At 37.2% G+C, this 24,320-nt stretch carries 28 protein-coding genes; 22 read left to right on the top strand and 6 right to left on the bottom strand.

The features are described from left to right. Positions 1 to 28: 28 nt before the first annotated feature. A complete protein-coding gene (gltC, locus tag CD31_RS14695) occupies positions 29 to 931 on the bottom strand; it encodes a glutamate biosynthesis transcriptional regulator GltC (protein ID WP_036078627.1) in 903 nt (300 codons plus the stop codon). 642 nt (positions 932 to 1,573) lie between these two features. On the opposite strand from gltC, the gene sufC reads away from it, so the two are divergent. From sufC to CD31_RS14620, 15 genes are all read left to right on the top strand, one after another. Then, positions 1,574 to 2,353: a Fe-S cluster assembly ATPase SufC gene (gene sufC / locus CD31_RS14690; RefSeq protein ID WP_016994918.1), complete on the top strand. Its 780-nt coding sequence runs from the start codon at positions 1,574 to 1,576 to the stop codon at positions 2,351 to 2,353. Positions 2,354 to 2,371: 18 nt separating this feature from the next. Beyond that, positions 2,372 to 3,679, top strand: coding sequence for a Fe-S cluster assembly protein SufD (gene sufD / locus CD31_RS14685; RefSeq protein WP_036078624.1), 1,308 nt, complete (start codon positions 2,372 to 2,374; stop codon positions 3,677 to 3,679). Then, complete coding sequence (locus tag CD31_RS14680; RefSeq protein WP_036078621.1) at positions 3,679 to 4,908, top strand: cysteine desulfurase; 1,230 nt, start codon at positions 3,679 to 3,681, stop codon at positions 4,906 to 4,908. The genes sufD and CD31_RS14680 overlap by 1 nt, the downstream gene beginning before the upstream one ends. Next, a complete protein-coding gene (sufU, locus tag CD31_RS14675; protein ID WP_036078619.1) occupies positions 4,898 to 5,323 on the top strand; it encodes a Fe-S cluster assembly sulfur transfer protein SufU in 426 nt (141 codons plus the stop codon). Before CD31_RS14680 ends, sufU begins: the two co-directional genes overlap by 11 nt. A 99-nt stretch (positions 5,324 to 5,422) precedes the next feature. Then, complete coding sequence (gene sufB / locus CD31_RS14670; protein ID WP_016993620.1) at positions 5,423 to 6,820, top strand: Fe-S cluster assembly protein SufB; 1,398 nt, start codon at positions 5,423 to 5,425, stop codon at positions 6,818 to 6,820. A gap of 228 nt (positions 6,821 to 7,048) precedes the next feature. Then, positions 7,049 to 8,044, top strand: a complete 996-nt coding sequence (locus CD31_RS14665) for an ABC transporter substrate-binding protein (RefSeq protein WP_036078616.1) — start codon at positions 7,049 to 7,051, stop codon at positions 8,042 to 8,044. A 187-nt stretch (positions 8,045 to 8,231) separates the two neighbouring features. Continuing rightward, positions 8,232 to 9,089: a DUF72 domain-containing protein gene (locus CD31_RS14660; protein ID WP_036078614.1), complete on the top strand. Its 858-nt coding sequence runs from the start codon at positions 8,232 to 8,234 to the stop codon at positions 9,087 to 9,089. Next, complete coding sequence (locus tag CD31_RS14655; protein ID WP_036078612.1) at positions 9,089 to 9,913, top strand: sulfite exporter TauE/SafE family protein; 825 nt, start codon at positions 9,089 to 9,091, stop codon at positions 9,911 to 9,913. The genes CD31_RS14660 and CD31_RS14655 overlap by 1 nt, the downstream gene beginning before the upstream one ends. Positions 9,914 to 9,933: 20 nt before the next feature. After that, the gene (locus tag CD31_RS14650) at positions 9,934 to 11,301 is read left to right on the top strand and encodes a bifunctional metallophosphatase/5'-nucleotidase (protein WP_036078609.1); all 1,368 of its coding nucleotides are present in this window, start codon (positions 9,934 to 9,936) and stop codon (positions 11,299 to 11,301) included. A 34-nt stretch (positions 11,302 to 11,335) separates the two neighbouring features. Continuing rightward, positions 11,336 to 12,445 carry an HD-GYP domain-containing protein gene (locus CD31_RS14645; RefSeq protein ID WP_036078607.1) on the top strand — a complete coding sequence of 370 codons (1,110 nt, stop codon included), beginning with the start codon at positions 11,336 to 11,338 and terminating at the stop codon, positions 12,443 to 12,445. A gap of 23 nt (positions 12,446 to 12,468) precedes the next feature. Further along, the gene (yunB, locus tag CD31_RS14640; protein ID WP_052125384.1) at positions 12,469 to 13,266 is read left to right on the top strand and encodes a sporulation protein YunB; all 798 of its coding nucleotides are present in this window, start codon (positions 12,469 to 12,471) and stop codon (positions 13,264 to 13,266) included. 107 nt (positions 13,267 to 13,373) lie between these two features. Next, complete coding sequence (gene lipA, locus CD31_RS14635; protein WP_004228269.1) at positions 13,374 to 14,291, top strand: lipoyl synthase; 918 nt, start codon at positions 13,374 to 13,376, stop codon at positions 14,289 to 14,291. Between the two features lie 33 nt (positions 14,292 to 14,324). After that, positions 14,325 to 14,672 (top strand): YutD family protein, encoded by a 348-nt coding sequence (locus CD31_RS14630; protein ID WP_036078605.1) that lies wholly within the window; start codon positions 14,325 to 14,327, stop codon positions 14,670 to 14,672. A 115-nt stretch (positions 14,673 to 14,787) separates the two neighbouring features. Beyond that, positions 14,788 to 15,315: a D-glycero-alpha-D-manno-heptose-1,7-bisphosphate 7-phosphatase gene (locus CD31_RS14625; protein WP_036078602.1), complete on the top strand. Its 528-nt coding sequence runs from the start codon at positions 14,788 to 14,790 to the stop codon at positions 15,313 to 15,315. Positions 15,316 to 15,366: 51 nt separating this feature from the next. Continuing rightward, a complete protein-coding gene (locus CD31_RS14620; protein WP_175400780.1) occupies positions 15,367 to 15,561 on the top strand; it encodes a hypothetical protein in 195 nt (64 codons plus the stop codon). 83 nt (positions 15,562 to 15,644) lie between these two features. Here CD31_RS14620 and CD31_RS14615 read toward each other — a convergent pair whose 3' ends face one another. Then, the gene (locus CD31_RS14615) at positions 15,645 to 15,911 is read right to left on the bottom strand and encodes a DUF3055 domain-containing protein (protein ID WP_009371988.1); all 267 of its coding nucleotides are present in this window, start codon (positions 15,909 to 15,911) and stop codon (positions 15,645 to 15,647) included. Between the two features lie 88 nt (positions 15,912 to 15,999). Between CD31_RS14615 and CD31_RS14610 the strand changes: the two genes are divergently transcribed. Together CD31_RS14610 and CD31_RS14605 are read left to right on the top strand one after the other, a co-directional pair. Next, positions 16,000 to 16,452, top strand: coding sequence for a DUF86 domain-containing protein (locus CD31_RS14610; RefSeq protein ID WP_036078599.1), 453 nt, complete (start codon positions 16,000 to 16,002; stop codon positions 16,450 to 16,452). Beyond that, positions 16,449 to 17,201, top strand: a complete 753-nt coding sequence (locus CD31_RS14605; protein WP_036078596.1) for a TIGR01457 family HAD-type hydrolase — start codon at positions 16,449 to 16,451, stop codon at positions 17,199 to 17,201. The genes CD31_RS14610 and CD31_RS14605 overlap by 4 nt, the downstream gene beginning before the upstream one ends. 79 nt (positions 17,202 to 17,280) lie before the next feature. On the opposite strand, the gene CD31_RS14600 is transcribed toward CD31_RS14605, so the two are convergent. After that, positions 17,281 to 17,517 carry a YuzB family protein gene (locus CD31_RS14600; protein WP_004228286.1) on the bottom strand — a complete coding sequence of 79 codons (237 nt, stop codon included), beginning with the start codon at positions 17,515 to 17,517 and terminating at the stop codon, positions 17,281 to 17,283. Positions 17,518 to 17,786: 269 nt separating this feature from the next. Between CD31_RS14600 and CD31_RS14595 the strand changes: the two genes are divergently transcribed. After that, positions 17,787 to 18,851: an NAD(P)/FAD-dependent oxidoreductase gene (locus CD31_RS14595; RefSeq protein ID WP_036078594.1), complete on the top strand. Its 1,065-nt coding sequence runs from the start codon at positions 17,787 to 17,789 to the stop codon at positions 18,849 to 18,851. A gap of 54 nt (positions 18,852 to 18,905) precedes the next feature. Here CD31_RS14595 and CD31_RS14590 read toward each other — a convergent pair whose 3' ends face one another. Beyond that, positions 18,906 to 19,241 (bottom strand): YuzD family protein, encoded by a 336-nt coding sequence (locus CD31_RS14590; protein WP_016991516.1) that lies wholly within the window; start codon positions 19,239 to 19,241, stop codon positions 18,906 to 18,908. Between the two features lie 83 nt (positions 19,242 to 19,324). On the opposite strand from CD31_RS14590, the gene CD31_RS14585 reads away from it, so the two are divergent. Then, a complete protein-coding gene (locus CD31_RS14585; protein WP_004228295.1) occupies positions 19,325 to 19,561 on the top strand; it encodes a NifU family protein in 237 nt (78 codons plus the stop codon). A gap of 50 nt (positions 19,562 to 19,611) precedes the next feature. On the opposite strand, the gene CD31_RS14580 is transcribed toward CD31_RS14585, so the two are convergent. Continuing rightward, the gene (locus tag CD31_RS14580) at positions 19,612 to 20,304 is read right to left on the bottom strand and encodes a DUF2225 domain-containing protein (protein WP_036078592.1); all 693 of its coding nucleotides are present in this window, start codon (positions 20,302 to 20,304) and stop codon (positions 19,612 to 19,614) included. Positions 20,305 to 20,489: 185 nt separating this feature from the next. Between CD31_RS14580 and CD31_RS14575 the strand changes: the two genes are divergently transcribed. Further along, the gene (locus CD31_RS14575; protein WP_016991513.1) at positions 20,490 to 20,864 is read left to right on the top strand and encodes a HesB/IscA family protein; all 375 of its coding nucleotides are present in this window, start codon (positions 20,490 to 20,492) and stop codon (positions 20,862 to 20,864) included. A 171-nt stretch (positions 20,865 to 21,035) separates the two neighbouring features. Here the strand turns inward: CD31_RS14575 and CD31_RS14570 are convergent, their stop codons facing one another. Next, positions 21,036 to 21,557 carry a GNAT family N-acetyltransferase gene (locus tag CD31_RS14570; RefSeq protein WP_036078590.1) on the bottom strand — a complete coding sequence of 174 codons (522 nt, stop codon included), beginning with the start codon at positions 21,555 to 21,557 and terminating at the stop codon, positions 21,036 to 21,038. A 488-nt stretch (positions 21,558 to 22,045) separates the two neighbouring features. On the opposite strand from CD31_RS14570, the gene CD31_RS14565 reads away from it, so the two are divergent. Together CD31_RS14565 and CD31_RS14560 are read left to right on the top strand one after the other, a co-directional pair. Further along, positions 22,046 to 22,543 (top strand): NUDIX hydrolase, encoded by a 498-nt coding sequence (locus tag CD31_RS14565; RefSeq protein WP_036078588.1) that lies wholly within the window; start codon positions 22,046 to 22,048, stop codon positions 22,541 to 22,543. Positions 22,544 to 22,568: 25 nt separating this feature from the next. After that, positions 22,569 to 24,320: a sensor histidine kinase gene (locus CD31_RS14560; protein WP_036078584.1), complete on the top strand. Its 1,752-nt coding sequence runs from the start codon at positions 22,569 to 22,571 to the stop codon at positions 24,318 to 24,320.

Raw genomic sequence — 24,320 nt, 5'->3', positions numbered from 1 at the left:
GGTAGATTGTTCTGCCCTTAGCTCTTTTTTATTGGAATTGAGAAAGACGAGAAAAGAAGTTTTTCACAAAGTCTAAGAAAATGATTTCAGATGGTGCAATTTCGCGATTTACAGGAGAAATAATGCCAACAGTTCTAGGGATCGTAGGTGATTCAATTGGTACCTTTATGGTAAAGCGTGCTGCTGAATCATAAAGAGAGCTTTCTGGTAATAGGCTCACACCAATGCCAGCGGCGACTAAGCCCTTTAGTGCATCTAAGTCTTCCCCCTCTGAAATGACATTTGGTAAAAAGCCTGCAGCTCGACAAGCATCCATCGCTACCTTGTGCAAAATGTAACCATCTGGAAATAATACGAATAGATCATTTCTCAACTCTGCAAGCTGTATGCTTTCTCTTTTAGCTAATGGATGATTGGCTGGTAGGAGTGCAGCAATATTTTCAGTAAACAGAATGGTTGATTGAATGGATTCGTCCTTCGGTGGCAGGGGTCCCAAAAAGGCGAGGTTCAACTCCCGATTTTTGACTGCATCTATCAAAAATCGATAAGATCCTTGACGTAGTTGAAATTGTAAATCAGGATATTCGCGTTTAAAGGCTGAAATAACGGTTGGCAGAACATAGCTAGCTAAACTTGTTGGAAAGCCGATTTTAATTGAGCCCTTTGCAGGATCAAGATATTCTTCTACTTGCTTTGCTGCAAAATCGATGGCTTTTAATGCCGTAATGGTATGCTCAAGAAATGTCTTCCCTATTGGTGTTAATTTGACATTTCGTCCAACTCGCTCAAATAACGGAGTGCCTAACTCATCTTCAAGATTTGCGATTTGCCGACTAATGGCAGATTGGGCTACATGAAGATGCTCAGCAGCCTCTGAAATATGCTCACGTTCAGCAACCTCTACAAAATAGCGTAATTGACGTAACTCCACTAACATTTCACCTCTATTAATCTAAAAATAAGATTGATTATACCTTAATTATATATTATTTAAGATGAAAAATGACTGTTAATGTCAAAATAAAAAGTATCAGCTGTCAGATGTTTTTTTACTAGAATCAAAAGGAGATTTATGGGCATTTCATCTAAGCTAATGGGAAATTGGCAGAAATGCTAGATACAACCTACGTTTCTGTCTTTTAATATATATACAATATCATCCTTTTGAGGATATAATCCATCCATTATTATAGCAAAATTTCTTTCTTACAATATGAACTTAAATTGATTCCATTTTAATGAAATAGGTTATAGTATAGATATGTTGTTTATGCTAATTTGTCACAAAACCGCTACAATTAGCACTTTTCTCGAGGTTTTCACTATGTAGCTAGATGAAATCGATTCTCAATTAGGGAGATTTTATTGAAAATGAAGAAAGTCAATTCTCATTGTTTAGGTGAAGGAGTAATAATCTGAAAATGCTTACAAAGTCTTTATTTTTCAAGATTTTATTTAAGGAATGGGAAAGTAATTGAAATGGTTTGCATAGAGAACGATTTTCAGTTAAGATTAGAATGATGATAATTAAGGAATGGTTGACCCATTCACTGAACACTATGGAGGTATTTTCATGTCAACTTTAGTTATTAAAGATCTTCACGTTGCTATCGACGGGAAAGAGATTTTAAAAGGCGTAAATCTTACAATTAATACAAACGAAATTCACGCAATCATGGGACCAAACGGAACTGGTAAATCAACACTAGCTTCTGCTATTATGGGTCATCCAAAATATGAAGTAACTTCAGGTACTGTTGAGCTTGATGGCGAAGATGTGCTTGAAATGGAAGTGGACGAACGTGCTCAAGCTGGTTTATTCCTAGCTATGCAATATCCATCTGAAATTGCTGGTGTTACAAATGCTGATTTCTTACGTTCAGCAATTAACGCACGTCGTGAAGAAGGCGATGAAATTTCGTTAATGAAATTTATCCGCGAATTAGATAAAAACATGGAATTCCTTGAAATGAATGAAGATATGGCTCAACGTTATTTAAATGAAGGTTTCTCTGGCGGTGAGAAAAAACGTAATGAGATTCTTCAATTAATGATGATCAAACCAACATTTGCAATCTTAGATGAAATTGACTCTGGTCTTGATATCGATGCATTGAAAGTTGTGTCAAAAGGTATCAACGCAATGCGTGGTGAAGGCTTTGGCTGCTTAATGATTACACACTACCAACGCCTATTAAACTACATTACTCCAGACCATGTACACGTAATGATGCAAGGACGTGTTGTAAAATCAGGTGGTGCGGAGCTTGCACAACGCTTAGAAGCAGAAGGCTATGACTGGATTAAAAAAGAATTAGGAATCGAAGAAGAAACAGAAGAACAAGAAGCATAAGAAGGAGGACGAACTAGCATGACAGTGGAAATTAACTTGCCTGTAACAGTACAGGACGTGCGCTCGTTCTCAGAAGCAAATGGTGAACCAACTTGGTTTACAGAACTTCGCGCGGCAGCACTAGACAAAGTAACTGGTTTAGATTTGCCAAAACCAGATAGAACGAATATCACAAAATGGGATTTCATGAACTTTCCAGCGTTGGCAGTTCATAGTGAGGCATTCCCTTCATTGGATGCTCTACCTGAAGAAGCAAAAGGTTTAATTGACCTTGAAGCACAAGAAAACCTATATATTCAACGTAATAATACACCAGCATATATTAAGGCATCACAAGAACTTGCTGATAAAGGTGTTATTTTTACTGATATTTTCACAGCAGTTCGTGAACATGGCGAACTTGTTCAAAAATACTTTATGACTGAAGCAGTTAAAGTAGATGAGCATAAATTAACAGCACTTCATACAGCACTTGTTAATGGTGGTGTGTTTGTATACGTACCAAAAAACGTGATTATTGAACAACCACTTCAAGTTGTTTTCCTTAATGACAATGCGGAAGCTTCATTATATAACCATGTTTTAGTAGTAGCAGAAGCGAATTCAGCTGTAACATATGTGGAAACATATGTTTCAACTGTAGAAGAGGCAAAAGGGCAAGCAAATATTATTGCGGAAGTCGTTGTTCAAGATAATGCACAGGTAACCTATGGTGCAGTAGATGTCCTTGCAAAAGGATTTACGACATATGTTAATCGTCGTGCACGTTTAGCGCGTGACGCAAAAGTTGACTGGGCTCTTGGTCTAATGAATGATTCTGATACAATCTCTGAAAACATCACGCATTTGATTGGTGACGGTTCTCATGCAGATACAAAAACAGTCGTAGTTGGTCGTGGAGAACAAAAACTTAACTTCACTACTGAGGTTCGTCACTGGGGTAAAAACTCTAACGGGCATATTTTAAAGCATGGTGTAATGAAAGATGCAGCTCAATCAATCTTTAACGGTATTGGCTATATCGAGCATGGTGCGACAAAAGCTGATGCACAACAAGAATCACGTGTATTAATGCTGTCAGAAAAAGCTCGTGGGGATGCAAACCCAATTTTATTAATTGACGAAGATGATGTAACAGCAGGACACGCAGCATCTGTTGGTCGAGTAGATCCATTACAGCTTTACTATTTAATGAGCCGTGGTATCTCGAAAACAGAAGCAGAGCGCCTTGTTATCCATGGATTCCTTGCGCCAGTTGTTACGCAATTACCAATTGAAGGCGTTCAAAAGCAACTGACGGAGGTTATTGAAAGGAAAGTTCGCTAATGATGAATAAAGACATTAAAAGCTATTTCCCAATTTTAAATCAGGATGTAAATGGTCATAGACTTGTATATCTTGATAGTGCAGCGACGTCTCAGAAGCCTGTTCAAGTGATTGAAGCCATTAAGGCTTATTATGAATTTGATAATTCCAATGTTCACCGTGGGGTCCATACATTAGGAAACCGTGCAACAGATAAATATGAGGGTGCTCGTGAAAAGGTTCGTAAGTTTATTAATGCTCAAGCAACACAGGAAATTATTTTTACGCGTGGTACAACAACTGCTTTAAATACAGTTGCGACAAGTTATGGACGTGCAAATGTTGGCGAGGGTGATGAAATAGTCATTACTCATATGGAGCATCATTCCAATATTATTCCTTGGCAACAATTAGCAAAAGAAAAAAATGCAACTTTAAAATACATTGAGCTTGAAGCAGACGGCACTCTTAGCTTAGAGAAAGTACGTGCGACAGTCACACCTAAAACAAAAATTGTTTCAGTATCTATGGCTTCAAACGTACTTGGCACAATAAATCCAATTAAAGAAATTGCTCAAATTGCACATGCTAATGGTGCTGTCATGGTAGCCGATGGTGCACAAGCTGCGCCACATATGAAAATTGATGTGCAAGATCTGGATGTAGATTTCTTAGGTTTCTCAGGGCATAAAATGTGCGGTCCTACTGGAATAGGTGTACTATATGGTAAAAAGGAACACCTTGAAAAGATGGAGCCAATTGAATTTGGTGGCGAAATGATCGATTTTGTTGGGTTATATGATTCAACGTGGAAGGAATTACCGTGGAAATTTGAAGGTGGAACGCCTATTATTGCAGGTGCAATAGGATTAGGTGCCGCTATTGATTTCTTAACTGATATCGGGTTAGATAACATTCTAGAGCATGAGCATAAGCTTGCAGGCTACGCAATGGATCAACTTGAGACAATTGACGGTTTGAAAATTTTCGGCCCACGTGACCCTATGAAGCGTTGTGGATTAGTAACATTTAATCTAGATGATGTACATCCACATGACGTGGCAACGGTGCTTGACATGAACGGTATTGCTGTTCGTGCAGGACATCATTGTGCACAGCCACTAATGAAATGTCTTCAGCAAGTTGCGACAGCACGTGCAAGCTTCTATCTGTACAATACAGAGGAGGATATTGACCGTTTAGTTGCAGGGTTACGTTCTGCGAAGGAGTATTTTGGCGATGTCTTTTAATAATTTAGATCAACTATATCGTTCAGTCATTATGGATCACTATAAAAATCCTCGTAACAAAGGCTCTTTAGAAGAGGATGCTGTAACGATTGATATGAACAATCCTACATGCGGTGATCGTATTCATTTAACATTAAAAGTTACTGACGGTGTCGTAGAGGATGCGAAATTTGATGGTGAAGGCTGTTCTATTTCTATGTCCTCTGCATCAATGATGACACAGCTCATCAAAGGAAAAAAAGTAGAGGAAGCTATTGAGCTTTCTGATATTTTTTCTAAAATGATGATGGGTGAGGAGTACAGCGATAAATATGACCTTGAGGATGTTGAGGCACTGCAAGGTGTTTCACAATTCCCAGCACGAATTAAGTGTGCAACATTGGCTTGGAAAGCAATGGAAAAAGGTGTGAAATAAATCTTACTTCCTTGTTCTTGAGTGAAAGCTACTATGGCTTCACTCAAAGCAAGGGATGATTACCCAGAAAAATACATCTCAATGAACGGAGGAGAAACGATGGCTAAAAAAATGCCTGATATCGGCGATTACAAATACGGTTTCCATGACAAGGACGTATCAATTTTCCGTTCAAAACGCGGTTTAACTGAAGAAATCGTCCGTGAAATTTCAAATATGAAACAAGAGCCAGAATGGATGCTAGAATACCGTTTAAAAGCTCTTGAAACATTTTATACAAAACCGATGCCACAATGGGGTGGCGATCTTGGAGATTTAGATTTTGATGAAATTACGTACTATGTAAAACCATCAGAAGCTACTCAAAAATCATGGGATGAAGTACCTGATGAAATCAAAGCAACTTTTGATAAATTAGGTATCCCAGAAGCAGAGCAAAAATATCTTGCAGGTGTATCTGCACAATATGAGTCTGAGGTAGTTTATCACAACATGAAAAAAGACCTTGAAGATCTTGGTATTGTGTTCAAAGATACTGACTCTGCTCTACGTGAAAACGAAGATATTTTCAAACAATATTGGGGCAAAGTGATTCCTTACACAGACAATAAATTTGCTGCTTTAAACTCAGCAGTATGGTCAGGTGGATCATTTATTTATGTGCCACCAGGTGTTAAAGTAGAAACACCGTTACAAGCTTACTTCCGTATTAACTCAGAAAATATGGGTCAATTCGAACGTACACTTATTATTGTAGATGAAGGCGCTCACGTACACTATGTTGAAGGTTGTACAGCTCCTGTTTACACAACAAACTCTTTACACTCAGCAGTTGTTGAAATCGTTGTACGTAAAGATGCCTATTGCCGTTATACAACAATTCAAAACTGGGCGAACAATGTTTACAATCTTGTAACGAAACGTACAGTTGTAGAAGAAAACGGTACAATGGAATGGATTGATGGTAACATCGGTTCTAAATTAACAATGAAATACCCAGCATGTATCCTAAAAGGTGAAGGTGCTCGTGGTATGACATTATCGATTGCATTAGCAGGTAAAGGACAACATCAACATGCTGGCGCAAAAATGATCCATATGGCACCAAACACATCTTCAACAATCGTTTCTAAATCGATTGCTAAACAAGGTGGTAAGGTAACGTATATGGGACAAGTTCGTTTCGGTCCTAAAGCAAGTGGTGCACGTGCTAACATCGAATGTGATACGCTGATTATGGATAATCAATCGACTTCTGATACAATTCCTTATAACGAGATTTTTAATGATAATGTATCTTTAGAGCACGAAGCAAAAGTTTCAAAAGTATCTGAAGAACAATTATTCTATTTAATGTCTCGCGGAATTTCCGAAGAAGAAGCGACAGAAATGATCGTAATGGGCTTCATCGAGCCATTCACAAAAGAACTACCAATGGAATACGCAGTAGAAATGAACCGTCTGATTAAATTCGAGATGGAAGGTTCTATCGGTTAATTTATTAGCCACCCCTAGTCACAACATAAATTGTGACTAGGGGTTTTTTGTGTTTTTATGTTGCGAATAAAAATGGAGAGAAATAGTACTGGATTTTTTTAAGATTACACACTAAAATGAAAATGAGAATCAATATCAATTAGGGAGGGGTTGATAAATCTAGAAGATGTTCAGTACTTCAATAAGCCAGATGAGATAGTTAATCATCTTTAAAAGGAGAATATGTAAATGAAAAAGAAGTTTTTATTTATTAGTTTCATAGCATTATTTATGCTCCTTCTCGCCGCATGTGGAGAGAAGAAGGCAGTAGAAGAGGAATTATCCGCTGATACAACAAAAGAAGAAGTGACACAAACAAAAGAAGAATCGACAAATGAAAATGGCACGAGAACGCTTGAATATCTTGGTGAACGCTATGAAGTGCCAGAAAAGGTTGAAAGAATTGTTGTAACAGGTGCTATGGAAGCGATGGAGGATATGGTTGTGCTGGATGTTCATCCAGTTGGGGCTATTGTTGTTGGTGGCAAGTTCCCTGAGCTATATGCTTCTGTAACAGACAAAGCAGAATCAATTGGTGAGAAAATTAAACCAAACTTTGAAAAAATATTAGAATTAGATCCTGATGTCATTTTAGGTTCAACAAAGTTCCCAGAAGAGGTACAAAGTAAATTAGAGAAAATTGCTCCTACAATTTTGGTTTCACATATTTCGACGAACTGGGAATCTAATTTGAAGTTATTAGCTGAACTAACTGGTAAGCAAGCAGATGCTGAGAAGATATTATCTACATATAAGGCTGATATAGAAACTGCTAAAGCTACGTTAACTGAGAAACTACAAGATCAAAAAGTAGCGGCTATTCGTATTCGTGGAGGACAAGCGTATGTTTATCCAAAAGAAGTATTTTTAAATGCTGTCCTTTATGGAGAGCTTGGTTTAGCAGTACCAGATGAAGTTGCTAAAGCTAAATCTCAAGAGGCCATTTCTGTTGAGCAGCTTGCAGATATGAATCCTGATTATTTATTTGTGCAGTTTTCAACAGATGAAAATGCGGACGCGCCGAATGCTTTAGAAGACTTTAAAAAGAATCCAATCATCCAAAATATTAATGCATTTAACAATGACCAAGTATTTGTTAATGTACTAGATCCATTAATGGAAGGCGGCCCTGCATACAGCCGGATTAAGTTTTTAGAGGCTATTCAGCAAAACCTTGTGAAATAAATGGTAGTCCGTTAAAGTAGCGTGAGTTCAATGGAATATGGACTCATGCTTTTTCTTTTGTATAGTTCCCAAAAGTTAGTGACAGCTTTCTATTTGAATGGACAAAAGAAAGCTATATTTTTTACATGATGTTTATTTGTAGTGACATACTGTGTGCTATGATTATGTACATAGAGGAGGATGTCACATGATTGTAGTAGGATTAACTGGTTGGGGCGATCACCCTTCACTTTATAGTGGAGTGACTCCCTCAAAGGATAAATTATTTGATTACACAGGTCATTTTTTAACGGTAGAAGTAGATACTTCCTTTTATGCCATACCAGCCAAAGAGCATGTTCGGAAATGGTGTGAGGATACACCTGAAAACTTCCGTTTTGTTGTGAAAGCTTACCAAGGCATGACGGGTCATTTACGTGGAGAGATTCCCTTTGAATCAAAAAATGATATGTTCAATGCTTTTATTGAATGTGCCAATGAATTTAAACGTTATGGAAAGCTAGCCATGGTATTAGCACAATTTCCACCATGGTTTGATTGCCAAGGAAAAAATGTGCAATATTTATTGTATATCCGACAACAGCTCAAGGATTTTGAAGTGGCGATTGAGTTTCGAAATCAAACATGGTACGCAGAAAATGTTGTCCAGCAGACGATAGATTTTTTACGAGAACATCAATTTATCCATACGATTTGTGACGAACCACAGGCTGGTGTTGGATCTGTTCCTTTTTATCCGGTAGTGACTGCAAATAAAGCGTTGATTCGTCTCCATGGTCGCAATATACACGGTTGGCGCAACACAGGAAATGCAGAAAATTGGCGTAAAGTTCGCTTCTTATATGATTATAATAAAGAGGAATTACAGCAGCTTGGGGATAGTATGAAAAAGCTTGAACCCGAGGTCAATGAACTCTTCGTTTTATTTAATAATAATTCAGGTAATCATGCAGCGAAAAACGCAAAGGAGCTACAAGGTATGTTGAATATTAACGATGTCGGGTTGGCACCTAAACAATTAAACATGTTTGAAGGGGAACTATAATGGAGTTTATTTTATTAGTCATCATTGCATTGCTTGCTGGTCTAATTGGCTCATTAGTTGGGCTAGGTGGTGGTGTAGTATTAGTACCAGCAACATTATACATTGGCTTAAATTTAGGAATGATTCCAGATATTACGCCGCAAAAAGTAGTCGGTTTATCAGTGGTGATGATGATTTTCACGGGACTTGCCTCCACGCTAAGCTATATGAAATCTAAAACGGTGGATTATAAAAGTGGTTTTATATTCTTTATTGGAAGTATTCCAGGAACAATCCTTGGCGCATGGGTCAATAAAGGGTTAGATTTACCATCCTTTAATTTATATTTTGGTATTTTACTTATTATTTTATCGATTATTTTGCTTGTGCGGGACAAACTGAAGCCTGTAAAATGGTTTGTAAAAAATGGTATACAGCAAGAATTTACTGACTCTGAGGGAAAAACCTATGTATATGGCTATCCCATTTGGTTTGCTATTACATTAACATTTGGTATTGGCTTTGCTTCTGGTTTATTTGGAATAGGCGGCGGCTCCATGATTGTGCCAGCAATGATTATTTTATTCTTATTCCCACCACATGTCGCGGTGGCAACATCGATGTTTATGGTATTTTTAACGTCCATCGTTAATTCCGCAAGCCATGTTTATTTCGGTCATGTACCATGGCTTTATACTATTCCAGTTATTCCTGGAGCTTATGTTGGAGCAAAGCTCGGTGCTGCGTTAAATAAAAGAATTAAATCCGATACACTTGTACTAGCTTTAAGGATTATTCTATTATTATTAGGAATTCGATCTATTATAGAAGGCATATTAGCTTAATTTGAAGTGAGGTGGCTTTAATGCTTGAAAAGATCCATATTTTTCACACAAATGATTTGCATAGTCATTTTAAGTATTGGCCACGAATGCAAAGCTATGTGAAAGAGATAAGAAATAATCTGGCGAATATCGGGGAAACAAGCTTTCTGTTTGATGTGGGAGATCATTTAGATCGTTCCAACATTTATACAGAAGCAACCGTTGGGAAAGGCAATGTGCGATTGCTCAATGAAGCGGGTTATGATGTGGTGACCATCGGCAACAATGAAGGTATTACATTATCCCATGAAGAGCTCTTTCACTTGTATGACAATGCTAACTTTGATGTTGTTGTGGCAAATGTATATGCCTCTAATGGGAAAAAGCCAGCATGGATGAAGCCTTATGTAATCTTAACAACAGCAACGGGTACGAAAATTGGCGTCATTGCAGCCACGGCCATGTTTGAAGTATATTATGAAGAATTAAGTTGGCATATGGACGACGCTCGAAGTACACTGCTACGTTTAGCACATCAACTACGTGAAGAAGTAGACATTGTTGTATGCTTATCCCATTTAGGCATTACAGAGGATGAGCTCTTAGCGGATGAATGTCCAGAAATTGATGTAATATTCGGCTCTCATACGCATCATGTCCTACCTGAGGGCAAAGTGATGAATGGGGTTTTACTGACAGGTGGAGGTAAGTTTGGCCAATATACTGGACATCTTATCATAGAATATGATAAAAAATTGAGGAAAATTGTTGAAAAAAAGGATACTTTAATTCATAATAAGGATTTGCCAATTGTTAAAAATGAACAGAAAATGGTACAGCTTTTGGAGGATGAAGGAAACAGAATATTGGATACTCCAGTTTTTACTACAAAGAAAGCCTACAACAAGGAATGGTTCCATTATTCACAGCTATCTGATTTATTTGCACATGCAATTTTGGAAAAGAGCGGAGCCGACTGTGCATTATTCAATGCAGGGATATTTTTAGATGGTCTTCCTAAAGGAATAGTGACTGCCCTAGATTTGCACCGGATTTTTCCACATCCAATTAATTTATGTACAATTGAATTATCCGTCCCTGAAATGAAAGAGATTTATATGCAATCCAAAAATGAAGAATGGCCCTATATCGAGCTAAAAGGATTAGGGTTTAGAGGCGTCATTTTTGGAAAAATATTGACATATGGATTTTCCATGAATGAAAATCGGCAATTAATGATTAATGGTAAGCTAGCAGATCAAAATCACATTTATAAACTTGTCACATTGGATCTGTTTACATTTGGTTATTTTTATCCAAGTTTTAAATATGCAAAAAAACAATATATTTTACCTGAATTTTTACGAAACATTATGATAGATTATGGTCAAAGATTCTTTAAACAATAGAGAGAGTTTAAAGAATGGAATGGGGAAGAAGTCAATGCGATTAATTTCAATCGATGTATTAAAAGAAGGAATGGTATTAGGAAGAACCATTTGGAATGAGGCAGGTCATCCGCTTTTAAAGAAAGATGTTGTCATTAATGACCGTATTATTCAAAGACTTCAACAGTTAAATACACATTATTTATATATTGACGATGAGATTTCTGAGGGCATAGAAGTAGAGGAGACTGTTCCACCTGCTATGCGAAATAAAGTCATCAAAACTATAAAGGATTCGTTTCAGTCCATTGATGGTTTGAATCCAGTAAATGCTTCTTATATATTAGATCAGCAATCAAAGACAATCGTTTCGATTGTAGATGAATTACTTTCTGCAGTTACTGGAAATAATGAAATTCTAACCATTTTAACAGATGCTTACTTATTTGATGAATATTTATATCAACACTCTTTCCAAGTCACTTTGTATTCTATTGCCATTGCCAAAGAACTTGGCTACTCTGCTGAAGATTTACGCTTAATCGGGATCGGTGCATTATTACACGATGTCGGCAAACTAATGGTACCGAAGGATATTTTAACAAAGCCAGGACGTTTAACGAATGATGAGTTTGAAATGATGAAGATGCATGCTCGTTACGGCTTTGATTTATTGCGGAATTTACATTCAATCTCTCTGCTTGTGGCGCACTGTGCTTTCCAGCATCATGAGCGTATTGATGGGAGTGGCTATCCAAGAGGGCTTGTTGACTTTGAAATTCATCCATTTGCCAAGATTATTGGCGTTGCAGATGTTTTTGATGCAGTGACGACGAATCGTGTATACCGGGAGAAGATGCTCCCTTCACAAGGACTAGCTATTGTTGAAGCTGGCTCTGGCACTCTTTATGATGCTCGAATTGTAAAAGCTTTAAAAAGAGCTGTCGTTCATTATCCAAATGGTGTTATTTTAAAATTATCTGATGGACGCCGTGGGATTGTATCTAGACAAAACACATTGGATGCGGCATTACCATGGATTCGTATTTTTGAAGAACAAGATCAATTGCTTACAGCTACATATGAAATTAATTTAGTGGATTATCCTGCGGTAACAATTGAAAATGTTGAGACGGATTATGTGGTTCCTGCAAAAGTAGAATAAATTGCTCCTTCTGTTCATACGTTATGGAACAGGAGGAGATTTTTTTGTTTTTCCCTCGAAAAAGAATGAAATTACGCTCATATGGTAAAAGGGGAATGCGTCTTAATAAATTGACGATTTTAATTGTTAGTGTCGTTGTTTGCCTTATATTATTTATTTATTATTTAAATGAACGGCTCATGCCAACCTATTTGCAATATGCGGAAGTACAAACCACGAAGATTGCATCTTACGTTGTGAGTAAAGCCATTAATTCGCGTACCTCGAATGTATTAGATGTAAATGATATCATTGAAGATATTCCTCCAGGTACGTCTGAAATGATGACGACTAAGTTTAATACAGAAATCATTAATCGTGTTCGAGCAGAGACATTAGAGCTTGTTAAAATGTATTTGGAGCAAGCTGAACAGGGGGAGCTATCCCATTTACCTGAATTAGATAATGTTGAATATGATATTAACAGGATCCAAGATGGTGATGGCATTGTCTTTTTTGTGCCGCTTGGTCAAGCAGCCAATATTCCGTTGCTTGGAAATTTAGGGCCAAAGATTCCGATTCGCTTCCATGTGATTGGGAATGTTCATAGTAATGTGACATCCTCTATTCAAGAATTTGGAATCAACAGTGCTTATGTGGAGGTAGGGATTCATTTAGAGGTAAATGTTCAGATTATTGTCCCATTCGCTAGTAAGTCTTCTACCGTTGCGCAGGATATACCTGTAGCGATGGGCCTCACAAGGGGACCTGTTCCAAACATTTATACCAATAGTAGTGATGCCCCTCAACCGTCCATAGAAATACCTGTCCCTTATAAATAGAAATGTTTGTTGTGATAGTTGTTGGAGTGCCTTTAATATGTTACATTGACAACAGTGAAGATAGTTAATATTAAAAAATGTATATTTTTGATAGGGGCGATATTCGTATGACATCTTGTAAACCTACAAGTAAAGAAGAACATGTAAGAAAACCAGATTGGCTAAAAATAAAACTAAACACGAATGATGAATATAAAGGGCTTAAAAAGCTGATGCGTGAGAAAAATCTGCATACAGTATGTGAAGAAGCGCGTTGTCCAAATATCCATGAATGCTGGGGAGAAAGACGTACTGCTACCATGATGATTCTTGGTTCCGTTTGTACACGTGCTTGTCGTTTCTGTGCAGTAAAAACAGGTTTACCAAATGAACTAGATTTGGCAGAGCCAGAGCGCGTTGCTGATTCCGTAGCCATTATGAATTTAAAGCACGTTGTTATTACAATGGTAGCACGAGACGATTTAAAGGATGGCGGTGCGCAAGTTTTAGCAGAAACAGTACGTGCTATTCGTCGTAAAAGTCCTTTCACATCTGTTGAGGTATTGCCATCAGATTTAGGTGGGATGAAGGAGAACCTTCAAATGTTAATGGATGCAAAACCAGATATTTTAAATCATAATATTGAAACAGTTCGTCGTTTAACACCAAGAGTGCGCGCTCGTGCAAAATACGAACGCTCTTTAGAGTTTCTACGTCTAGCTAAAGAAATGCAGCCTGAAATTCCAACGAAATCATCACTAATGATTGGTTTAGGCGAGACACATGAAGAAATTTTAGAAGTAATGGACGATTTACGTGCAAATAATGTAGATATTATGACGATTGGTCAATATTTACAGCCAACGAAAAAGCATTTACCAGTTAAAAAATACTATTCACCAATAGAATTTGGTAAATTGCGTAAAATTGCCATGGAGAAAGGCTTTAAGCATTGTGAGGCTGGCCCACTTGTACGTAGTAGTTACCATGCAGACGAACAAGTAAATGCTGCAACGAAAGAACGTCAGTTACAAGCAGAAGTGTAAACGTCAAGGCTGAACGAAAAGGGTGGTGTCACTTTGATCATAGTTGAAGGATTAGAATATGAACTAATAGAAGATTATCGCGAGGCCTTTCAGGAGGAAGTTTTTCAGGAAAGGTACTCAGATATCTTAGCCAGATACGATTATATTGTAGGTGATTGGGGCTATAATCAGTTACGTTTAAAGGGCTTTTTTGATGATAAAAATCAAAAATCCACTTTTGATACAAAAATAAGTACGCTTCAAGATTATTTATATGAATACTGTAATTTCGGCTGTGCTTATTTCGTATTGCGTAAACTGGGGAAAGTCATGAAACAGCCAGAAGTAGTGGATATGAGTGAAGAAACAAAGCCAACAGACCATGAACCTTTAGCAGAATAAATAAGCATACAAAAACCTGATGTGATAGGCATCAGGTTTTTTCTTCGTCATTGTTAGCTTTTTCGGAATTTGGGAAAACTAAAGCACAAAACAGCTTATCGAAGGTGTGTTGCAAATGAAAAGAGCCGTATTTTTAGATCGTGATGGTGTTATCAATGAAGTACTAACAAATCGTGTGAAGTTTGTGAATAAGCCTAAGGATTTGTATTTTTTACCGCAAGTGCCTGAGGCAATCAGAAAGCTAAATAAGCATTTTGATTATGTGTTTGTCGTGACAAATCAAGGTGGGGTTGGTTTAGGCTTTATGAAGGAAAGTGGCTTACAGAAAATACATGAACATATGGTGAAGGAGCTAAAGAAAAAAGGGGCAACGATTCATGAAGTCGTTTATTGTCCACACAAGCCAAAGTCAGGTTGTGCCTGTCGAAAGCCCAATAGCAAATTAATTGTGGATTTAGCAAAGAAATATAACATTGATTTATCAAAATCCTATATGGTAGGCGATACGGATACGGATATTATTGCAGGAAAACGGGCAGGAACAAAGGGCGTTTTTCTAGGGGAACAAGATCCATTAGCAGATGCTGTCTTTCCAGATTTAATAAGCGCTGCCCAGTGGATTATTAAGGACGCAACAGCTTAAACGTATTGAGAAAAAGGGAGTATAAATCATTAAAAAAGGGATAATTTATGAATGGAGGTGATGATGTTGGCAAAAGAAAAACGCAATAAAAAGCCATTAGATCGTGAGGAATATGGTTATGGTTTTGATATTAGTGTAGACGATTTAGCTGTGATTGGTCAAAATCAGCAAGCGAAAAAGCAAAATGATAATGAAAATAAAGACAAGCCCCATAATAAAGATAATCCATCCACTTTAAATAAATAACAATACGTAAAAAGATTTCGCAATTGCCTATGGCTAGCGAAATTTTTTTATGTTATATAAAAAAACACCCAATAAAATGGGTGTTAGTTCAATAATTCACGCAAGTATTCCCGTAATTCGATTGTTTCTTCCTCTGTGCGATTGTACACATGTTCTAAGTAACCGGGCTCTTCAACATCATCAGGGCCAATAATAGCAAAGCGACCGAACTGGATATCCATGACAAGCACTTTTCCAAAGAAGCGGCCAGATTGTAATATAGCTAAATCATAACGTAGCTTTTGACCAGCAAAACTAACAAATCTTGTTTTCGTATCTTCTACATCATCATATAAAAAAAAACGTTCCATCTTTTAATCTCCTTCCAATCCTATAGTTATGGTACTATAGAAGAGAAAAGACTATCAACTTTTAAAGATTTGAATGGGGGCTTTCCTTGTGTATTTTGTAGATCGTAATAAAATCACAAAAAATTTACAGTACTTAGATGGGCTATTAGCAATTTTGGAGACAGAGGATAACTGGCTTCAGAATGATATAAAGAAATTAGCTATCGAGCGAATTGGACACAACATTATGGAGTCAATGATGGATGTAGGAAATTTAATGATTGACGGTTTCATTATGCGCGATCCAGGAAGCTACGAGGATATTATTGATATTTTAGTCGATGAAAAAGTTGTAGCTGCCGATTTGGAAGCACCATACAAAGCAGTTGTTGGCTTACGTAAAATGCTTGTGCGTGAGTTTATAGAAGTAGATATCCAAGAGGTTATCCATGTATTAACAGCTAATTTAACAGCTTTAAAGCAGTTCTCGCCAGCAGTTCATAATTATTTAACAAATGAATTAGGACCTGTTTCTGCATTTTTACCAGAGGATCATCAATGAAACAATATAAGGCCTATTGCTTTGATTTAGATGGCACTGTCTACCGTGGAAAGGAAGGTATTCCTTCTGCGGTAGCTTTTATTCATCGTTTACAGCAAGCAGGAATTGAGCCATTCTATGTAACGAATAATTCTTCAAAGACGCGAGAACAACTGCAAGAAGCTTTACTTTCTATTGGCGTGGACGCGCCATTAGAGCATATTTATTCAAGTGCATTGGTAACCGCAAAGTATGTAGCTCTCCATTTCCCAGGAAAAAAAGTAGCGATGATGGGGACAGATGGCATTCGTCAGGCACTACTCAATGAAAATATTGTACCTGTTGAGGATGAGCCTGATGTATTTGTTATGGGGATTGATCGTACGCTTGATTATATGGCACTTGCCAGGGCTACGGTTTTTGTCCAGCAAGGAGCGACCTTTATTGCCACGAATCAGGATATTAAATTCCCAACAGAATACGGGTTCTTACCAGGCAATGGTTCTTTTGCTCGCTTAGTAGGAGAGGTTGCAGATGTTGAACCAATCTACATTGGTAAGCCATCGCCAGCCATGCTGGAAGTAATTGCGACTGAACATGGGATTGCGAAAGAAGACATGGTAATGATCGGTGATAATTATGATACGGACATTATGTGTGGCATTCGTTTTGGCTGTGACACCATTCATGTGAATACTGGCGTTACGCCTACAAAGGCTGTCCTCGAAAAAGAATGCCAACCTACATATGTAGTGGACGAACTAAAGTAATAAAAGGATGTTTATGCTGATTTTTAGCATAACATCCTTTTTATTTGTTCACATTTATTCATACAGGCATTTTAGAAAACTACCATAATGGATTTTCTTCAATAAATTGATAAATGGCTTTCGTTAATTCATCAGGAGAATCAGCTTCTACTAATTCACCGTTTACTATTGCATAAAAGGATTCTGAGCACTTTGTACAATAACTGAGGCAGCCATATTCCAAAACGTCGATGTTCGGATCGCGTTCGAGTACTTCATAAGTTGCTTGAGAGCCATTTGCTAAATTACTTATACAAAATTCAACCATTGGATTCATCCATGTCACCTCACCAAAGTAATGCTACTCGGTTTTACGATTTTCGTCAATTATTTATGATTAAGAGAAAAGAGACGTTTTTTAATAAAAGATAAAGGGAATTCGTTATTAATGGCTTAAAAATCAATTGAATTGAACAAGTTCTCGTTTGTTTTGTGAAATCTTTCACAAAATTTCATTCTGATATTGTGAAACTTCTCACAATCGGTTATACTCGTTTGTGGATACTTTGTGAACAATTATTAAAAGAGATATAAAAGGAGACTATTATGGGAAAATTAGTACTTTTAGGTGGCGGCTACGGCAATATGCGTGTCATGCTTCGTCTATTAAACAGCCTACCATTAGACAGAGAGGTAGTTATAGTAGATAGAGCCCCTTTCCATAGTTTAAAAACAGAGTTTTATGCATTGGCGGCAGGGACTGCAACAGATAAAGAAATTCGTGTAAGCTTCCCAGAGCATGAACGTTTAACAGCCGTATATGGAGAAGTCGTTGAAATTAATCGTGCGGAAAAAGTAGTCATTCTTGAAGACGGACAACGTATAGAATATGATGATTTAGTCATTGGGCTTGGCTGTGAAGATAAATATCATGGTGTACCAGGTGCGGAAGAGTATACGTACAGCATTCAGACAATGGGCAAATCACGTGCAACATTCCAAGCACTTTGTGGTTTACCAGCTGGGTCTACAGTTGGAATTATAGGAGCTGGCTTAAGTGGAATTGAGCTTGCAAGTGAGCTACGTGAAAGTCGCTCAGATTTAAAAATAAAGCTTTTTGACCGTGGTCAACGTATATTGAAAGATTTTCCAGAAAAACTAAGTAAGTATGTAAAGGATTGGTTTGTTAAGCATAACGTTGATGTCGTTGCCAATTCAAATATTACAAGAGTAGAGCCGGGTAAAATTTTTAATCATGATGATGAAATTTTACTTGATGCAGTGGTTTGGACTGCGGGTGTTCAGCCAGTAAAAATTGTTCGTGATATGGATGTCGAGAAAGATAAACATGACCGTCCACTTGTCACACAGTATTTTAATTTACTTGAGGATGAACATGTCTATGTTGTAGGGGATTGTGCTTCATCAGATTTAGCTCCAACAGCACAGTTAGCAGAGGAACAAGCGGAGCAAATTGTGAAAGTACTTCGTATGCGTTGGAAAGGTGAACATTTACCAGAGAAGATGCCAGAGATTAAATTAAAGGGCTTCATGGGGGCTCTTGGTAAAAAACAAGGCTTTGTATACTTAGCTGATACAACAGTAACTGGGCGTATCGCTCGCTTAATGAAATCAGGGTTATTATGGTATTACAAACGTCAAAATGATTAATTAGCTGAAAGGGATTGTTTTAAAAATTACTTTGAAACAATCCCTTTCATTTTGTTATACCGTTTCGTCCGGGACAAACCCTAAATTTTCAAGCGCCGTAAATACAGGCTTTAATTGGACATAGCCTTCTCCAACAACCTCATTGTTAATAAGGACAAGAGGGTAGAAAAATTCATCATCTTGAATACGTGACGCATATTCTTGATCGCGTTCATTCTCAATTGGACCTTCAATATCGATATAGCGAATATCGTATGCTTGATCTGGATATTTGCGATCGATGGCTGCTTGTAGCCACTCATATGTATCCTTGGAAGATGGAGCATTGACACAGCTAGCACAGATGACAGCTGTTCCATAAATTTCAATCATAGGTTTTGTAGATGGCATAGTATTTTCTCTCCTTGTGATTCAATATTGGATTTTTTCTGTTGCTAACATTATAATCATTATAAGGAAAGGAGTCGAGATAAATGGCAGAAGCAACAATTAACGACCAAGTTCAAGAGGTATTAGATAAATTACGTCCATTCTTACTACGTGACGGTGGAGACTGTGAATTAGTAGATGTTGAGGATGGCGTTGTTAAATTACGTTTATTAGGTGCTTGTGGCAGTTGCCCAAGTTCTACGATTACATTAAAAGCTGGTATTGAACGAGCATTATTAGAAGAAGTACCAGGAATTGTAGAAGTAGAGCAAGTATTCTAAGCCTTTATAAAAAGTTCTAGCTGATTTCAAGCTAGAACTTTTTTATATACCTATACATGACGCGCATGTTCTTTTTCTTCTCGAATAATAGCCCACTGTTCTTTCGCCATATCTATAATTTTTGCTTCGCCACCGACACTTTGTTTTTCAATAACCCTAGAAAAGAAGCGTGTCGCATTTTCAATATCTCCAATGCGTCTAGATAATTCAGCAATCATATACATAATTCGGACAGCTGACATTTGGGTGGAGCTGTAATCCTCGGTTGAATAAGATTCCATATAATAATCACGTGCTAATTTCATGAAGCGTTCCTCTTGTCCACTATTGTTCAACGAACGATAGAGCCAGGCAAGACGTAAAGTTAGTCCAGCAATCGCTACATTTTTTTCCTTTTTAATTGTGCCACAAAGAAAAGCTAATTTATAGGCTTGAATGGCTTGAAATACAGTACGCTCCCCCTTGAAATCATGGTGTACCCATTTTTCTGTAATTTGTGTGCGTATATGATCTTGAATACCTGGTGCAAAATATTTTGTAAAGTCTTCTGTAAAGGAAAAGCCGCAATGCTCACAAACAAAGACATTATAATAGAGAGCATTCACTTCATCTGCATAAATAGGTTGAAAATCTGTTTCTGTATGATCTACTTTAATAAATTTTGAACGCACTTTTAATGTTGGAAATTCTTTTTTGCAATTTAAACATTGAATTTTTTTCTCGTAATATGGTGAAATCTCCATATATATTACCCCCTGCCAAGAATTCGTTGTAACTATTATACCAATGATGTTTTTATTAACATGAATAAAAAATACTATTAATGTGAAAAATATGAGAATTATAACTTAAAATCGACTTGAAGCTGAATGTTTGTCATACAATGGTCAAAATTGTTATGATAAACGTATGAAGGAAGGTGATTGGGATGACAAGTACAAAACAAATTATTGAAGTGACACAGGCTGCTGGCTTTCATATTAATGAAATGATGGAGCATAATGAAGAACAAGGTTCTTTTTTACGTGTAGTGGTGAATGGTGGCGGCTGTAGCGGGCTATCCTATGGCATGCATTTTGATAAAGAGAAAAAAGATGATGATTTTGAAGATGTACAGCATGGTTTAACAATTCTTGTTTCCCGTGAAGATGCGCCGATTTTGATGGGAACAAAAATTGACTATAAACAATCGCTAATGGGCGGTGGCTTCACAATCGATAATCCAAATGCCATTGCATCATGTGGCTGCGGTACGTCTTTCAGAACAGCAAAGCGTGAAGGTACGCCTGAGATTTGTGAATAATTAAACGTGATATAAATGTAGAAGACAAACCTGATAATATGTAAACACAATCTGAATTAGGTTGTGAATACCAAGCCTTTTTGATTTGTATGTTTTGAAAACAACAAATTGAAGAGGCTTTTATTGTGCTTTGAAAACATAAAAGGCTTAAAGAAAAGCCTTGTTTAGATTTTAAAATTTATAATACCAAAAAATTGCTATTTCATTTGCTGTTGGAAAATTTGAATATAGCATTGTATCCACTCCACCTATTACAAATTGATTTTTGGCATAAAAATGACAAGCTGAAACATTGATATCTTGTGTTTCAAGCATGAGACCACAGCAGTTCCTTTCTTTTGCCCAAGCAATGGCTTTATTTATTAAGGCAGAGCCAACGCCATTTTTTCTATAATCTTTTGCGACAGCTATGTCTTCAATAAGTGCATATCCGTTCCAGTTAGAGCACATCTTAATCTGTCCTACACAGTTGTTGTCAATATAATAAAAAAATACAGCTTTCTCGATATCTTCAATGTAACTCAGATCAATTTCATCCTCTTCATATTTTTTGAAGTAAGGCTCTGAACATTTTTCCTCTGTAAATGTCCAAACTTTATCTTTGAATGTCGGTATAATTTTCCCCGAGACTATAAAACCGTCATTTGATTTATTAAAATCCTTCATATTAGATGGCGTCATTTTAATGATCATTTTACTCTCTCCCTTTCTGTATTCAACCATGTGGTGGGGTGGATGGCTTTTATTTTCTGAAAAACATATCTTCTCTCCCGGTTGCTGATATTGAAACAAAGTGAAAATATGAAAATGGCTTCTTTCGATGATGATGAAAGACGCCTTTTAGCATTGGGTTAATCAGACTTTTCAAGCTCCATAAACTTTACCCCATTTAAAACTGCTAGCTTATATATGACCCTCTTTTCATCAAGACCAAATTGTCCATTTTCTTCAATGACAAGGTGTTCATTGCTTTTAATTTGAAAGTAATTGGTTCCAAACGTACCTATTTTGTAAAATTTCCTTTCTTATTTAATTGAATAGGTACAATAAGTGTAACATATTTACAAATGAGGATTGTCTATGCATTTATATGATTTGCAAAGATTGGTCTTAAAATTCTGAATAAAAGCTTCATTCCACTGAAAGCGAGCAGGTATAATAGTTATATAGAGGTGAAGGTTATGAGAAAAGATCGAGGGAAAATATGGTTGGGTGTATCAGGTGTTACGGTCAATGAGCTTGGCCAATGGTTAGTTGTGAAAAAGGCTTATAGCGGATTGAAAGGACGTTGGTCATTGCCAGCAGGTTTTGTTAATGCAGGAGAAACGGTGGATGAGGCGGTCATTCGTGAAATCAAAGAAGAAACAGGCATCGATTGTAGAGTCTCAGGCTTAATTGGGTTTAGAACAGGTGTCATCCGTGATGATATCAGTGATAATATGGCCATCTTTTATTGTCGTATGCTAGATGAGCAGCAGCAGGTTTCCATTCAAGAAAAAGAAATTTTAGAAGCGAAATGGCTGTATCCACAGGAACTAGCACAAGATGAAACGACCTCAGTGATGTTAAAGGAAATGGCCTCCAATCAATTTGAAAGACATCAATTAGAGGCGATAGAAGGGATTAATCCAGGTGATATTTTTGGCTATACCTCTTATCGTTTATTCTTTAAAAAATGACATGACTTTTAGGAGGTGACCTTTGATGGAGCTGTTTTTATTTATGTTAGAGCGAGTTGGGCTGATCATTGTGTTTGCCTTTTTAATGTCAAGATGGCGACTCTTTCGTGAAAAGCTGTTTCAGGAGCAAGGAACGAAAGAGAAAATATGGCTCATCATTATTTTTAGTAGCCTATGTATTATCAGCAGCTATACAGGGATTAAAATTGAAAGTGGGACAATCCATCCTTTAAATCAGATGATACATAGTACAATCAATGCAGAAGAGGCGATCGCCAATACAAGGCTAATTGGTGTGGCTATTGCAGGAATTTTTGGTGGACCTCTCGTTGGCGTGTGTGTAGGTATTATTGCAGGTATTCACCGAATTACACTGGGTGGTTTTACAGCAATAGCCTGCGGTGTTTCAACGATTCTTGCTGGCTTTATTACAGGTGGTTTAAGTAAACGCTTCAAAATCCGTCAAACGTTTTCCTATAAGAAAGCGGTCATCATTGGCATCTGTGCGGAAACGATTCAAATGCTGGTGATTTTAGTAGTCGCGAAGCCATTTGAGCAGGCTTTGCAGCTAGTCTCATTAATTGCCATGCCAATGATTTTAATGAATGCCTTTGGGATATTTTTATTTTTCATGATTATTAAAACGTTTATTGATGAAGAGGAGCGCACAAAGGCATTACAAACCCATCAAGCTTTTTCAATTGCCCAACAAACAATTGAGCATTTTCGTAAGGGCTTGAATGAAGAATCATGCCAAACGGTTGCAGAAATTATTAAAAGAGAAATAAAAGTAGATGCGGTCGCTATTACCGATAAAAATGGGGTGTTAGCACATGTTGGCGTTGGTGAGGATCATCATTTAATTCATCGAGAAATCATGACAGCTTTGACAAAACGAGTATTAGAGGAAGGCAAAATTTTAATGGCTACATCTCAAAAGGAAATTCAATGTCCACACGCTAGCTGCCCATTAAGTGCTGCCATTGTCTTGCCCTTGAAGGTACAGCATCGAACAGTTGGAAGCTTAAAGCTTTATTTCACTAAAGCGGATTCTATGACAGGGGTGAAGAAGGAGCTAGCAGAGGGTTTGAGTAGACTATTTTCCTCACAGCTTGAATTTGCTGAAATTGAGCAACAGCGGAAATTATTAAAGGATGCTGAAATTAAGGCATTACAAGCACAAGTCCATCCACATTTCTTCTTTAATAGTCTGAATACAATTTCAAGCTTGATAAGGACAGATGCAGATGAGGCAAGAGCGTTATTAATCAAGCTTAGTACATTTTTTAGAAGCAATTTGCAGGGCGCACGGCAAATGCTTATTCCATTGAAAAATGAAATAGATCATGTTGAAGCTTACTTGTCTATTGAGCAAACACGGTTTCCTAATCGGTACGAAGTTGAATTTATCATGGATGAAACACTTTTTGATGTGCAAATTCCTCCATTTACCTTGCAACCACTTGTCGAGAATGCTATTTATCATGCCTTTAAAAATCGTAATGAAGGCAAAATCTATGTCAAAGTACAACGTGTGAATGATAAGCTGGTCCTGTTAACGGAAGATAACGGCTGTGGTATGAGGAAGGAGCAGGTAAAACAACTTGGCAAGCGTATTATGCAATCCGAACAGGGGACAGGAACTGCTCTATGGAATATTTATCAGCGAATTCATGAAATTTATGGATCTGAGGCGGATTTTCATATAACAAGTACGTTAGATGTAGGAACAAAAATTATGATTCAACTGCCGTTAAAGGCGACTAGATGGGAGTAG

This window comes from Lysinibacillus boronitolerans JCM 21713 = 10a = NBRC 103108 (assembly GCF_000772935.1).
GTDB classification, from domain to species: Bacteria; Bacillota; Bacilli; order Bacillales_A; family Planococcaceae; genus Lysinibacillus; species Lysinibacillus boronitolerans.
This window is presented reverse-complemented; position numbering and strand designations above follow the sequence as displayed.

What these genes read in the sequence shown, in the direction of transcription:
- sufC (WP_016994918.1), top strand. Translation starts at nt 1,574, where the DNA reads ATGTCAACTTTAGTTATTAAAGATCTTCACGTTGCTATCGACGGGAAA.
- sufD (WP_036078624.1), top strand. Translation starts at nt 2,372, where the DNA reads ATGACAGTGGAAATTAACTTGCCTGTAACAGTACAGGACGTGCGCTCG.
- CD31_RS14680 (WP_036078621.1), top strand. Translation starts at nt 3,679, where the DNA reads ATGATGAATAAAGACATTAAAAGCTATTTCCCAATTTTAAATCAGGAT.
- sufU (WP_036078619.1), top strand. Translation starts at nt 4,898, where the DNA reads ATGTCTTTTAATAATTTAGATCAACTATATCGTTCAGTCATTATGGAT.
- sufB (WP_016993620.1), top strand. Translation starts at nt 5,423, where the DNA reads ATGGCTAAAAAAATGCCTGATATCGGCGATTACAAATACGGTTTCCAT.
- CD31_RS14665 (WP_036078616.1), top strand. Translation starts at nt 7,049, where the DNA reads ATGAAAAAGAAGTTTTTATTTATTAGTTTCATAGCATTATTTATGCTC.
- CD31_RS14660 (WP_036078614.1), top strand. Translation starts at nt 8,232, where the DNA reads ATGATTGTAGTAGGATTAACTGGTTGGGGCGATCACCCTTCACTTTAT.
- CD31_RS14655 (WP_036078612.1), top strand. Translation starts at nt 9,089, where the DNA reads ATGGAGTTTATTTTATTAGTCATCATTGCATTGCTTGCTGGTCTAATT.
- CD31_RS14650 (WP_036078609.1), top strand. Translation starts at nt 9,934, where the DNA reads ATGCTTGAAAAGATCCATATTTTTCACACAAATGATTTGCATAGTCAT.
- CD31_RS14645 (WP_036078607.1), top strand. Translation starts at nt 11,336, where the DNA reads ATGCGATTAATTTCAATCGATGTATTAAAAGAAGGAATGGTATTAGGA.
- yunB (WP_052125384.1), top strand. Translation starts at nt 12,469, where the DNA reads ATGGAACAGGAGGAGATTTTTTTGTTTTTCCCTCGAAAAAGAATGAAA.
- lipA (WP_004228269.1), top strand. Translation starts at nt 13,374, where the DNA reads ATGACATCTTGTAAACCTACAAGTAAAGAAGAACATGTAAGAAAACCA.
- CD31_RS14625 (WP_036078602.1), top strand. Translation starts at nt 14,788, where the DNA reads ATGAAAAGAGCCGTATTTTTAGATCGTGATGGTGTTATCAATGAAGTA.
- CD31_RS14620 (WP_175400780.1), top strand. Translation starts at nt 15,367, where the DNA reads ATGGAGGTGATGATGTTGGCAAAAGAAAAACGCAATAAAAAGCCATTA.
- CD31_RS14615 (WP_009371988.1), bottom strand. Translation starts at nt 15,911, where the DNA reads ATGGAACGTTTTTTTTTATATGATGATGTAGAAGATACGAAAACAAGA.
- CD31_RS14605 (WP_036078596.1), top strand. Translation starts at nt 16,449, where the DNA reads ATGAAACAATATAAGGCCTATTGCTTTGATTTAGATGGCACTGTCTAC.
- CD31_RS14600 (WP_004228286.1), bottom strand. Translation starts at nt 17,517, where the DNA reads ATGAATCCAATGGTTGAATTTTGTATAAGTAATTTAGCAAATGGCTCT.
- CD31_RS14595 (WP_036078594.1), top strand. Translation starts at nt 17,787, where the DNA reads ATGGGAAAATTAGTACTTTTAGGTGGCGGCTACGGCAATATGCGTGTC.
- CD31_RS14590 (WP_016991516.1), bottom strand. Translation starts at nt 19,241, where the DNA reads ATGCCATCTACAAAACCTATGATTGAAATTTATGGAACAGCTGTCATC.
- CD31_RS14585 (WP_004228295.1), top strand. Translation starts at nt 19,325, where the DNA reads ATGGCAGAAGCAACAATTAACGACCAAGTTCAAGAGGTATTAGATAAA.
- CD31_RS14580 (WP_036078592.1), bottom strand. Translation starts at nt 20,304, where the DNA reads ATGGAGATTTCACCATATTACGAGAAAAAAATTCAATGTTTAAATTGC.
- CD31_RS14575 (WP_016991513.1), top strand. Translation starts at nt 20,490, where the DNA reads ATGACAAGTACAAAACAAATTATTGAAGTGACACAGGCTGCTGGCTTT.
- CD31_RS14570 (WP_036078590.1), bottom strand. Translation starts at nt 21,557, where the DNA reads ATGATCATTAAAATGACGCCATCTAATATGAAGGATTTTAATAAATCA.
- CD31_RS14565 (WP_036078588.1), top strand. Translation starts at nt 22,046, where the DNA reads ATGAGAAAAGATCGAGGGAAAATATGGTTGGGTGTATCAGGTGTTACG.
- CD31_RS14560 (WP_036078584.1), top strand. Translation starts at nt 22,569, where the DNA reads ATGGAGCTGTTTTTATTTATGTTAGAGCGAGTTGGGCTGATCATTGTG.